Consider the following 13,335-nt stretch of genomic DNA (forward strand, 5'->3'; position numbering starts at 1 on the left):
GTGCGTACAAGAAGAGAAGCGAACTTTTAAGTCCTGTTCCTAAATCTTCATAGGAAATTCGTCTCTCCAGAAAGGAGGTGTTCCAGCCGCACCTTCCGGTACGGCTACCTTGTTACGACTTAGCCCCAATTACCAGTTTCGCCCTAGGCCGCTCCTTACGGTCACGGACTTTAGGCGCCCCCGGCTTTCATGGCTTGACGGGCGGTGTGTACAAGGCCCGGGAACGTATTCACCGCGCCATGGCTGATGCGCGATTACTAGCGAATCCAGCTTCGTGGGGTCGGGTTGCAGACCCCAGTCCGAACTGAGACAGGCTTTAAGGATTTGATCCATTTTGCAAGGGACCGTCTCTCTGTACCTGCCATTGTAACACGTGTGTAGCCCCGGACGTAAGGGCCGTGCTGATTTGACGTCATCCCCACCTTCCTCACACCTTACGGTGGCAGTGTCCCCAGAGTGCCCAGCTTCACCTGATGGCAACTAAGGAGAGGGGTTGCGCTCGTTATGGCACTTAAGCCGACACCTCACGGCACGAGCTGACGACAACCATGCAGCACCTTCACAGAGGCCCCGAAGGGCGTCATTGTCTCCAAATCCTTCCTCTGCAATTCAAGCCCGGGTAAGGTTCCTCGCGTATCATCGAATTAAACCACATGTTCCTCCGCTTGTGCGGGCCCCCGTCAATTCCTTTGAGTTTCACCGTTGCCGGCGTACTCCCCAGGTGGGATGCTTAATGCTTTCGCTTGGCCGCTGACCTGTTCAGACCAACAGCGGGCATCCATCGTTTACCGTGCGGACTACCAGGGTATCTAATCCTGTTCGATACCCGCACTTTCGAGCTTCAGCGTCAGTTGCGCTCCAGTGAGCTGCCTTCGCAATCGGAGTTCTTCGTGATATCTAAGCATTTCACCGCTACACCACGAATTCCGCCCACTTTGTGCGTACTCAAGGAAACCAGTTCGCGCTGCAGTGCAGACGTTGAGCGTCTACATTTCACAACACGCTTAATCTCCGGCCTACGCTCCCTTTAAACCCAATAAATCCGGATAACGCCCGGACCTTCCGTATTACCGCGGCTGCTGGCACGGAATTAGCCGGTCCTTATTCATAAGGTACATGCAAAAAGCCTCACGAGGCTCACTTTATTCCCTTATAAAAGCAGTTTACAACCCATAGGGCCGTCATCCTGCACGCTACTTGGCTGGTTCAGGCTCTCGCCCATTGACCAATATTCCTCACTGCTGCCTCCCGTAGGAGTTTGGACCGTGTCTCAGTTCCAATGTGGGGGACCTTCCTCTCAGAACCCCTACTGATCGTCGCCTTGGTGGGCCGTTACCCCGCCAACAAGCTAATCAGACGCATCCCCATCCATCACCGATAAATCTTTAATCTCTTTCAGATGTCTTCTAGAGATATCATTGGGTATTAGTCTTACTTTCGCAAGGTTATCCCCAAGTGATGGGCAGGTTGGATACGCGTTACTCACCCGTGCGCCGGTCGACGCCTATCGGAAGCAAGCTTCCAATATCGTTTCCCCTCGACTTGCATGTGTTAAGCCTGTAGCTAGCGTTCATCCTGAGCCAGGATCAAACTCTCCATTGTAAAATATCATTTTTACTTTGCTATACCCGAAAGTCTAGCGAAGTGTTTGTTGTCTGTACTTAGGACGAATATCCTTTTCGTTTATTGAAGCTTAGTAAACCTGACTTGTCAATTGCTTGACGGTTCGTTTCTTTTACCCAGTCAACTTTCTTATTTCTAAGAAGTTAACCGCTTCTTGTACTACTTGTCTGTTTATGTAAAATCTTTCAAAGAACTCTTTCTTCGTAAGTTAGGCTGCGCTCAACAATTGAAATAAATTTCATTGTATTCGACTTGCACTAACTTTCTTTGTTGCTTAGAGAAGTTGTATTTCTCAAAAGCGAGTGCAAAAGTACTAACTATTTTTCATTCCACCAAATCTTTTCGCAAAAAAGTTGAGATTTTAGCTATATTTTAACATATATAAACAAACAAATCCATTTTAGAAGCTATTTCTGCCTATTTTAAAGGACTACATAAAAACTACATTTCAAATTAGGAAATACACCTGTGATAGATTTAACTAGGTGCATGTAGAATAGAGAGACATGCATACGAATTTTCCTTTTTTATTATTAATGTACGCGCGCAATAACATATTTTTTATCTTATCTAAACCTACACAAGCATCACCCCTAAACATTCTATCCAGCTATGCACTTAACAATTAATCCACTTATTTTTCTATATTTTTTAATTCTTGATTCCATTTCAATAGTTTTTACCACTCTTTCCACCCTCTTTCTTGATGAGCATGTGGTAGAGACCATCGCTCTTCAGGAGATCGATACCATAGTTGTCCCATTTGTGACTCTTGCGCATGCACATATCGGTGGTAACCATGATGTATACTTTACCATTATGCATACGGGTGATGTAGGCATCACGGGAAATGCCAAATTATTAAGGGAAATATGGGGAGAATTCACAAATAATGGTCTCTTTTTATTGATTATTATTCATGGGACAGGCGATGGAATCGCCTGGAACGGGGGCAGAAGGGGGACAGACCAGAAGACAAAGGAGAGGGAGGAAAGAAAAAAGGGAGGAAGAAAAAAGAGAGGAAAGAAAAGGGGAGGAAGGAAAAAGGGAGGAAAACCTCATCACTGAGGTCAACCTCCCTACACTTATAGTTAAAAATAACCGATTTATTTGTTTAGGAACTTATCTACCTGGGCAGCTATTTTTCTGCCGCTTGCCATGGCGCGTACTACCAGAGAGGCACCACTTGCTGCATCGCCAGCCACGAATACATTCTCGGCAAATTCAGGCTGCTGTGGTTTCAGGAAGCCCATGGCCAGGAATACGGCCTCTGCCTTGATGATTTCCGGCTCGCCTGCCTCTACCATCAGTGGGCGACCACCCTCAGGGTTTGGCTTCCAGTCGATAGGCTGAACCTTCACACCTGTCAACTTACCATTCTTTCCCAGAAACTCCAGAGAGTTGATGTTCCAACGGCGAGTACAGCCTTCCTCATGACTTGAAGTGGTCTTCAGGGTGCGAGGCCAGTTTGGCCAAGGATTCTTAGGATCCTCAGGGCCTTCTACAGGCTTCGGCATGATTTCTATCTGGGTTACGCTCTTGCAACCCTGACGATGAGCAGTACCGATACAGTCGGAACCCGTATCACCACCACCGATTACCAACACATCCTTGCCCTTGCAGTTAACCAGTTCGTCCTTAGAGAACTCCATACCGGCAAGGATACGGTTCTGTTGAGAAAGCAGTTCGAGGGCGAAATAAACACCCTTCAACTCTCGTCCAGGAATCTTCAGGTCGCGTGCCGTTGGCGTACCGGTAGATACCACATAGGCATCGAAGCCTTCTGGCAATTTAGTTACATCAATCTGCTGATTGTATCTGAACTCGATGCCCTCTTCTTCGAGAAGACGAAGACGGCGGTCGATGATGCTCTTGTTGAGTTTGAAGTTAGGAATACCATAACGCAACAGACCACCGGCATTCTCACGTGCCTCGAATACTGTTACCTTATATCCCTTATGGTTCAACTGGTTGGCAGCTACCAATCCCGCAGGACCGGCACCGATGACAGCCACCGTCTTGCCATTACGCTCAGGAATCTCAACATGTACATAATCCTCAGAGAAGGCGTGCTCCACGATGGCACACTCATCCTCACGGTTGGTGGTTGGCTCATGATCCATGAGATTCAATACACACGCCTTCTCACAGAGTGCAGGACAGATGCGTCCTGTGAACTCCGGAAAGTCGTTGGTGGAATTGAGGAGACGGTAAGCCTGCTCCCAGTCGCCCTTGTAGAGGGCATCATTCCACTCCGGTGCCTTGTTGCCCAGCGGACAAGCCCAGTGACAGAAAGGCACACCACAATCCATGCAACGTGAAGCCTGCTGTCGGCGGTCGTTGCTATTCAATGTCTGTTCTACCTCGCTGAAGTCGAGGATTCTATCGTGAATTGGTCTATAACCTGCTTCCTTGCGAGGTATAGTCAAAAATGCTTTTGGATTTCCCATCGTTATATTCAGTTTATAATTTATAGTTTATAGTTTATAGAGGCTAACGCCCTTGAGCACGGAAGTCCCTATCAACTATAAACTATTAACTGTTAACTATTAATAATCTCGCTGCATATCCGCAATCTTCTGCTGCAACTTCTTTACCTGTTCCTCCTGGAGAACTCGCTTGTACTCGATTGGCACTACCTGGATGAAATCCTCTACGTAGTGGTTCCAGTCGTCGAGCATGGTACGGGCAAGCTTACTGCCGGTGTAGAGATAATGCTGACGAATCAGCTCGTGCAACTCCTTGCGATAGGTGCTATCCTCCACGAGGTTAATCTCCACCATATCCATGTTACAGAAGTAATCGAAGTTGTGGTTCTTATCCCATACGTAGGCAACACCACCACTCATACCAGCGGCGAAGTTACGGCCGGTTTCACCGAGCACTACTACTCTACCGCCCGTCATATACTCGCAGCAGTGGTCGCCAGCACCCTCAATCACGGCGATGGCACCGGAGTTACGAACACCAAAGCGCTCTCCTACCTTACCATTGATATACAACTCACCGCTTGTGGCACCATACAATCCGGTGTTACCGGCGATGATGTTATCCTCGGCAGAGAAGTTGCTGCGGATAGGAGGAAGGATGGAAATACGACCTCCTGAAAGTCCCTTGGCGAAATAGTCATTGGTCTCACCCTCGAGTTTGAAATCCACTCCATTGACCAGGAAGGCACCGAAACTCTGACCTGCAGAACCCTTGAACTTCACGTTTACGGTCTTGTCAGGAAGACCCGCCTCACCATATTTCTCGGCAATCATACCGCTCAGCATGGCACCTGCGGCACGGTCGGTATTCTTGATGGCGAAATCGAGGTTCACCTCTTCCTGATTCTCGATGGCACGCTGTGCACCACGAATCAACTGCTGGTCGAGCACATTGTCTAGGTCATGAATCTGCTCGGTAGTATGATAGAGCGAGCAATGACCTGTCTCACGATGCAAGAGACGAGAGAAGTCGAGCAAGTCTGCCTTTTCCTCGATGCTCTTAGCCACCTCTGGCTCTACGGCATCAGCACCCTCGGTAGGAACAATCTCCTCATCCTTCTTACGGACGATGAGCTCGGTATGACCGATGATATCGTTCAATGAGGTGTAACCCATCTCAGCCAGATACTCACGAACCTCCTCGGCGAGGAAGCGGAAGTAGTTGATGAGGTACTTGTAGCTGCCACGGAAGTGCGCACGGAGCTTAGGATCCTGTGTGGCAACACCCATAGGACAGGTATTCAGGTTACACTTACGCATCATGACACAACCCAAAACGATGAGGGCTGCCGTACCGAAACTGAATTCCTCAGCACCGAGCAGAGCCATCAGGATGATGTCACGACCGCTCTTCAACTGACCATCCACCTGCAGACGAACCTGTCCGCGAAGACCGTTCTTCACCAGAGTCTGCTGGGTTTCAGAAAGTCCGATTTCAGGAGAGATACCAGCGAAACGCATACTTGATGCAGGGCTGGCACCTGTACCACCCTCAGCACCAGAGATAACGATGAGGTCTGCCTTCGCCTTAGCTACACCGGCAGCGATGGTACCCACACCACTCTCAGCTACCAACTTCACGGAGATAGCCGCCTTAGGGTTTACGTTCTTGAGGTCGAAGATGAGCTGAGCCAAATCCTCGATACTGTAGATATCGTGATGAGGTGGAGGAGAAATCAGGCTGATGCCAGGGATAGAGTGACGGGTCTTGGCGATGACCTCGTTGACCTTGAAGCCAGGCAACTGACCACCCTCACCCGGTTTAGCACCCTGTGCCACCTTAATCTGGATTTCCTCTGCATTTACCAAATATTCTGTTGTCACACCAAATCGACCGGAAGCCACCTGCTTGGTTTTGCTTGAGAGGCTGATGCCATCCTGTGTAGAATGGAATCGCTCGTTATCCTCACCACCTTCACCGGTATTGCTTCGGGCACCGAGGGCGTTCATGGCGAGTGCCATTGCCTCGTGAGCCTCTTTGGAGAGGGCACCGAAACTCATCGCACCGGTAACGAAGTGCTTCACGATTTCCTCTACCGGCTCCACCTTATCTATAGAGATAGGATTCTTGCGGAAGCTGAAGAAGTCGCGGATGAAGATAGGCTCCTGCTTATCGTCAACGAGATGTGTATATTTCTTGAAGAGATCATAATCGCCCTTGCGGGTTGCGAGCTGCAGAGTGGCGATGGTCTCTGGGTTCCAAGCGTGCTTGATACCGTCCTTGCGGTAGTGGAACTGTCCCATACTTGGCAGGAACTCGAGCTTCTTGGTCTCGAATGCCTTGTCGTGCAGGCGGATGGCATCACGGGCGATGGTCTCGAGTCCGATACCGCCGATGGTGCTCACCTCTGTTCCGAAGTAGCTCTTCAGAAGGCTCTCGCTCAAACCGATGCTCTCGAAGATCTTGGCACCTCGATAGCTTCGGATGGTAGAGATACCCATCTTAGCCATAATCTTGAACAAGCCCTTCTTCACAGCCTTGATGTAGTTCTGCTCGGCTGTATGGTAATCCTCCTGAATCTTTCCCTTCTTTACAAGGTCGTCGAGGATGGCGTATGTCAAGTATGGACAGAGGGCTGATGCACCGTAACCCAACAGGAGGGCTGCATGCATTACCTCACGAATTTCACCGCTCTCAACGATGAGGGCAGTCTGCACACGCTTGCCGGCATCAATCAGATAATGATGTACGGCACTCACGGCGAGCAGAGATGGAATGGCGGCATGAGTTTCATCCACACCACGGTCGCTCAAGATGATGTAGTTGTAGCCATCATCCACGCTCTTGGCAGCCTCCTTGCAGAGTTCATCCAGAGCCTCATGCAGTCCTTCTTCGCCCTTGGCGGTTTCGAAGAGCATGTGGAGCTTGACGGTATTGAAGCCCTTGTAGCGGATATTCTGAAGGATATCCAGCTGGGTATTAGTCAAGATAGGATGTGGCAGACGGACCATCTTGCAGTTGCTTTCGTCTGGGTTCAGGATGCCGGAACCTACTCTACCGATATACTCGGTAAGACTCATCACGAGGTTCTCACGGATAGAATCGATAGCAGGGTTGGTAACCTGAGCAAACTGCTGACGGAAGTAGTTAAAGAAAATCTGTGGCTGGTCGGAAAGCACAGCAAGCGGAGTATCATTACCCATAGAAGCAGTAGGTTCCTGACCCTTGGTAGCCATTGGGATGATAGTACCGTCGATATCTTCCTCGCCAAAACCGAATTCCAATTCCTTGCGAGTGAGGTTGTCCACACCATTTTCCACCTTACGGCCACTGCGAAGTTTCTCCAGTTCAATACGGTTGGTGTTCAACCACTGACGATATGGATGCTGGGCAGCCAGGCGCTCCTTGATTTCACCATCATAATAGATTTTGCCTTCCTGGGTATCAATCAAGAGGATCTTACCAGGCTGCAGACGACCCTTCTCGGCAATCTCGGTTGGGTCGAAATCCATGACACCTACCTCAGATGCGACTACCATCATATCGTTCTTGGTGATGGTATAGCGTGCAGGGCGCAAACCGTTTCTATCGAGCATACCACCGGCATAACGGCCATCGCTGAAGAGCAGGGCGGCAGGACCATCCCATGGCTCCATCAGGATAGAGTGGTACTCATAGAATGCCTTCAGATCCTCAGAGATAGGGTTCTTGTCATTGAAGCTCTCAGGCACCATGACAGCCATGGCATGAGGCAATGACAAACCGCTCATCACGAAGAACTCAAATACATTGTCGAGGCTGGCAGAGTCACTCATATCAGGCTGGACGATAGGAGAAATCTCACGGATATCGCCCAAAGCCTCGCTGCTCAACACACTCTCACGAGCCTTCATCCAGGCACGGTTACCACGGATGGTGTTAATCTCACCATTGTGGGCTAGGAGACGGAATGGCTGAGCCAGACTCCATGTTGGGAAGGTGTTGGTAGAGAAGCGGGAGTGAACCAGAGCCAGACCGCTTGTGAAATAATTATTGGTCAAGTCAGGATAATATTGGCGCAACTGGAGGCTGCTCAACATACCCTTATATACGATGTTCGAATTAGACAACGAACAAATATAGAAATCAGGATCGCTGACACGTTTCTCAATACGTTTACGGATAAGAAAGAGGGTGCGCTCAAAGACAGGCACCTTATCATCTGTAACACCTGTGATAAACACCTGTTTGATAGCTGGTTCGTTACTCAAAGCAGCCTCACCCAAACAATCAGGGTTAGTAGGCACATTGCGGAGATGCATCAGCTGCAATCCCTCGCGTTCAATTTCCTCAATCATGATAGAGAGAATATCCTGCTGTTTCTTCTCATCCTTAGGCAAGAAGACGAGACCCGTACCATATTTACCTTTTTCTGGCACCGGGATACCCTGAAGAAGAATAAACTCATGTGGAATCTGGAGCATGATACCGGCACCGTCGCCCGTCTTGTTATCGGCACCCTCTGCACCACGATGACGCATGTTTTCGAGCACCTTCAAGGCGTTATCGACCAGCTCATGACTCTTGTTACCGTGGATATTCACCACCATACCTACGCCACACGCATCGTGCTCATAGGCTGAACTGTACAATCCTTTTTCCATTTCTTGTTCGTTTTATATCGGTTATTCTTAATTTGAATGTTAAGTGTTAAATGTTAAGTGTTAAATTAGGCTTATGCCCTTGCGACATGCTAAAGGTCTCACAAATAATCTGCGAGGCAACTAACATTTAACACTTAACATTTAACATTTCTATTTATTTATACGCCTGTTCGTGAACTCCCGCCACGGCTCTGCCGCTAGGGTCGTTCTGGTTCTTGAATGAAGCATCCCAGGCAAGGGCTTCAGCTGTAGAACATGCTACGCTAGGCACACTAGGTACGCTTTTGGCAGCGCTGTCGCTTGGGAAATGCTCGGCGAAGATAGAACGATAATAATACTCCTCCTTATTCTGTGGAGGGTTGATAGGGAATCGCTCAGCAGCATGCGCCATCTGCTCATCGCTGACGGCAGATGCGGTAATCTGCTTCAGGGTATCAATCCATGAATAGCCCACACCATCTGAGAACTGCTCCTTCTGTCGCCATGCCACTTCTTCTGGAAGCAAATCGGCAAATGCCTCACGAACCACCTTTTTCTCGATGGTCTTATCCGGACACATCTTCAAAACCGGGTTCATACCCATCGCTACATCCAGGAACTCCTTGTCGAGGAAAGGCACACGGCCCTCGATGCCCCATGCAGCCAAACTCTTGTTGGCTCTCAGACAATCGTAGAGGTAGAGTTTGCCGAGCTTGCGCACGGTTTCCTCATGGAATGCCTTGGCATCCGGTGCTTTATGGAAGTAGAGATAACCTCCGAATACCTCGTCGGCACCCTCGCCCGAAAGCACCATCTTGATACCCATGCTTCGGATGACTCTCGCTAAAAGATACATCGGGGTAGATGCACGGACGGTAGTCACATCGTAGGTCTCGATAAAATAAATGACATCACGGATAGCATCCAGACCTTCCTGAATGGTGTAGTTGATTTCGTGATGCACAGTTCCGATGTGTTCGGCAACCAAACGTGCCTTTGCCAGATCAGGCGCACCCTTCAAACCAACAGCGAAGGAGTGAAGTCGAGGCCAGTATGCCTTGGTCTCTCCCCCATTCTCTACACGGGTAGAAGAATATTTCTCGGCTACAGCAGAGATGACAGAAGAATCAAGACCACCACTGAGAAGAACACCATAAGGAACATCACTCATCAACTGACGTTTGACAGAAGCCTCCAAAGCATCATGAATCTCTCTCACTGCCGCTTTCTCCTGAGGTTCAGTATCCTTCAGCTGTTCTTCAGCCTTCTTGGCATCATCAATCTGATATTTTTTCTGCATGGCAGCATACTCAAACCAATCGCGTGTATAGTATCGCTTCATGCCAGGGTTCTTGCTATAATAATAATGACCTGGGAGGAATGGCTCGTAGTGGTCGCACTGACCTTCCAAAGCCTTCAACTCACTTGCCACCAGCACTTTTCCATCCTTATCATAACCAATATAAAGAGGAATCACACCGATAGGGTCGCGGGCGATGAGAAACTCATCACGTTCGGCATCGTAAAGTGCGAAGGCAAAGATACCATTCAGCTCTTCAAGCATCTTGGAGATACGGGCGTGGAGCGCATCCTCACCTTTATATATTAAGGAATCGAAGTCGGAATCTGCTCGCATCTCACGATAGAGAGAAAGAATCACCTCGCAGTCGGAACCAGTCTGATACTGGTATTTGCCGGCAAAACGGGCACGGATGTCCTGATGATTATAAATCTCACCGTTTACGGCAAGCACCTGTTTCTTGTCTGGTGCAAACAAAGGTTGGCGACCACTTTCAGGGTCAACAATACTCAGACGCTCATGTGCCAGGATAGCAGAACCACCACAGTAGATTCCACTCCAGTCTGGTCCGCGATGGCGAATCTTCTGGCTCATACGAAGCGCTTGCTGTCGCAATTCAGGAGTTTGCTCCTGAATATTGAAGATAGATACGATTCCACACATAAATCTTTTCCTTTCTTTTACGGTTATTTTTAACTATTATTCTCTCTTATTCACCTTGGCATGTCCAATCCATTCTTTTAGGAGTAAACCAAGCAAAACAAAGCTCAAAATTACTTTTTGCTATGTTTCGGGTGCAAAATTACAACTTTTTGTTAGAATAAAGAAAAGATTAGTAGCATTTTGTCTTTACTTTATCACAACAATAACATATTAACGCATATTAGATTAAAACATATAATAAACTGAAAAGAAAAATATACTATTTAATTACAATCTGTAAAATACAATCATTTTTAAGATAAACAAAGCGTATCCAGGGCATATTATACGCTCATAGATATGCAACAAAGTATCCAGGGCATTATACACAGTTTCTTACCCCCCATATCATACAAAGAAATGCCGATAGCTCTTTGACGGAACTATCGGCATTTAAAATAAAAAAATAAAAACTTAAACCTACCAACGTAAGATTATATCGTAAAACCTAAGAGCCTATTATGGCTGCAAGGTAAAACCTACTACCAGGTAAGCTTTCTCAGTGCTAGGATTGGCAGCGACCTGAGCGAAGACAGGAACAGAGAAAGAATCTGTAATCTTCAAATCCTTGGTAGCTTTCAGTGAAACATTGGTAACTGCAAAACCATTGGCATCACCATAGAAAGATGTAGCAAATGGAACTGCGCCTATACTTGCTGCCCAATCGCAACCGCCTAACTTGAATGGGGCTGTAGCCTCAACATATGAAGAATAAGCACGGTCACCATCCTTATTTAATCCATCATTGCCTGCAAAGTTGGTGTACCAGTTCAAGGCAACTGGACCAAAGTCATAACCTACATTTGCCTCAAAAACATGAGAAGTTTCATGTGCCTTATAGGCGAAATACTTCTCGTTAGGAGAGTTGAACCAGTAATCGGTCACGCCGATATGGAAACCACCGGTTTCATAAGCCAAGGTAAGGTCAAACTCCTTAGTATCCTCTGGCTGAGAGATACCTACACTTCCCCAAGCTGTCAGAGACAAGCCCTTGTAACCAATACCGAGTGTTGGCTGCAAAGAGACTTCTCCCAGTGACTGACCACGCCAGATATACTGGTTTACAACATCTGCAGCGATTGTAGTTTCCACCTCATCCTGAGCAGAAGCTGCAGGAGCAAAAGCAACCAAACCGAGTGCAATGGCACCCATCTTCTTTATATCAAAAATCTTCTTCATATTCTCTTATTTTTATGTGATACATTTTTGTTTTTAAAAGTTTCGGCAGCAAAGGTTCTCCAAATCGAAGACAATACAAAATAAATCGCGATTTATTTATATTGTTGAGATGCAGCGTACCTTATTCAAAGGTACTAATTATAACTCTGCTCGCCAAAACTTCTGCTGAAAAATCTCTCTCGCTCGCTATATGAAAGTTTCTTTAGTTGTAGCAACTTTCACCATGCTCGTAGATATCGAGACCTTCTTCCTCGATTCTCTTGTCAACACGGAGACCAGCAATCTTCTTGATACCCCAGAAGAGGATGATACCTGTTACGGCTGCCCAAAGGTCGATGCAGAGGATACCGAAGCACTGAGCACCGAAGAATCCGAAGCCACCACCATAGAAGGCGCCACCATCAAGGGCGAAGAGACCAGTCATCAAGGTACCGAAGATACCACAAACACCATGAACTGAACTTGCACCAACAGGATCATCAATATGAAGTTTGGTATCGATGAACTCAATAGAGAATACCAAGATGATACCTGCCAAGAGACCGATGATGGCTGAACCCAATGGACTAACCAAGTCGCAACCAGCAGTAATGGCTACCAAACCAGCCAAGATACCATTCAATGTCAATGAGAATGATGGCTTGCCATACTTGATCCAAGATGTGAACATGGTAGCCAAACCACCGCAGACTGCAGCCAGGTTGGTTGTCAGGAATACGTGACTGATAGCAACACGGTTAACCTCACCAGAAGCAGCGAGCTGAGAACCAGGGTTGAATCCGAACCATCCGAACCAGAGGATGAATACACCCAGGGCAGCAGCCATCAGATTGTGACCTGGGATAGCAGTACTCTTACCATTGCGATACTTACCAAGACGAGGACCTAAGCAGATAGCACCAACCAAGGCAAGTACACCACCAACACTATGTACGATGGCAGAACCTGCGAAATCATGGAAGGCTGCACCGAAGGTGTTCATCATGAAAGAACCTGCCTCGCTGTTGCAAAGCCAACCGCCACCCCATGTCCAATGACCCTCTACAGGGTAGATAATCAATGAAATGAAGAATGAGTAAATGCAGTACATGGAGAACTTGGTACGTTCTGCCATAGCACCTGAAACGATGGTAGCACTAGTAGCGCAGAATACGGTTTCAAACATCAGGAAGCCTTCAGTAGGAAGACCGGCTGCATTTGTATAGAAAGACAAATCGCCGAAGTTAGGCATACCGATGAAACCGGCGCCATCGCTACCAAACATAAATCCGAAACCTACGAACCAGAAGAGAACAGAACCGACCATGAAGTCGACAAAGTTCTTAAACAAGATGTTCGCTGTATTTTTACTACGGGTAAAGCCCGCCTCGCAGAGGGCAAATCCCGGCTGCATAAAAAAGACCAACATGGCTGCCAAGAGCATCCATACGGTATCTACTGAAATTCCTAAATCCTGTACACTCATAATCTTTACCTTTT

6 protein-coding genes, 1 rRNA gene and 1 pseudogene are annotated in these 13,335 nt (G+C 47.7%); 1 reads left to right on the forward strand and 7 read right to left on the reverse strand.

Going from position 1 to position 13,335, the window contains the following annotated elements; genetic code table 11:
• Positions 1–70: 70 nt before the first annotated feature.
• Positions 71–1,602: ribosomal RNA gene (locus NQ544_RS09005) — 16S ribosomal RNA — on the reverse strand.
• 741 nt (positions 1,603–2,343) lie between these two features.
• A pseudogene (locus NQ544_RS09010) lies at positions 2,344–2,478 on the reverse strand (glycoside hydrolase family 43 protein); the annotation flags it as partial.
• Here NQ544_RS09010 and NQ544_RS09015 point away from each other — a divergent pair.
• Entirely contained in the window at positions 2,443–2,691 is a 249-nt protein-coding gene (locus NQ544_RS09015) for a hypothetical protein (RefSeq protein ID WP_040553410.1), read from the forward strand. The pseudogene NQ544_RS09010 and the gene NQ544_RS09015 overlap by 36 nt on opposite strands.
• Positions 2,692–2,729: 38 nt before the next feature.
• Here NQ544_RS09015 and NQ544_RS09020 read toward each other — a convergent pair whose 3' ends face one another.
• From NQ544_RS09020 to NQ544_RS09040, 5 genes are all read right to left on the reverse strand, one after another.
• Complete coding sequence (locus tag NQ544_RS09020; protein ID WP_006848361.1) at positions 2,730–4,073, reverse strand: glutamate synthase subunit beta; 1,344 nt, start codon at positions 4,071–4,073, stop codon at positions 2,730–2,732.
• 99 nt (positions 4,074–4,172) lie between these two features.
• On the reverse strand, positions 4,173–8,696 hold the full coding sequence (gene gltB / locus NQ544_RS09025) for a glutamate synthase large subunit (protein ID WP_006848362.1): 4,524 nt from the start codon (positions 8,694–8,696) through the stop codon (positions 4,173–4,175).
• A gap of 154 nt (positions 8,697–8,850) precedes the next feature.
• Entirely contained in the window at positions 8,851–10,638 is a 1,788-nt protein-coding gene (gene asnB / locus NQ544_RS09030) for an asparagine synthase B (protein WP_006848363.1), read from the reverse strand.
• A 498-nt stretch (positions 10,639–11,136) separates the two neighbouring features.
• Complete coding sequence (locus NQ544_RS09035) at positions 11,137–11,856, reverse strand: hypothetical protein (protein ID WP_006848364.1); 720 nt, start codon at positions 11,854–11,856, stop codon at positions 11,137–11,139.
• 202 nt (positions 11,857–12,058) lie between these two features.
• Positions 12,059–13,321: an ammonium transporter gene (locus tag NQ544_RS09040; RefSeq protein WP_006848365.1), complete on the reverse strand. Its 1,263-nt coding sequence runs from the start codon at positions 13,319–13,321 to the stop codon at positions 12,059–12,061.
• Between the last annotated feature and the right edge of the window lie 14 nt (positions 13,322–13,335).

Source organism: Segatella copri DSM 18205, from assembly GCF_025151535.1.
Taxonomy (GTDB): domain Bacteria; phylum Bacteroidota; class Bacteroidia; order Bacteroidales; family Bacteroidaceae; genus Prevotella; species Prevotella copri.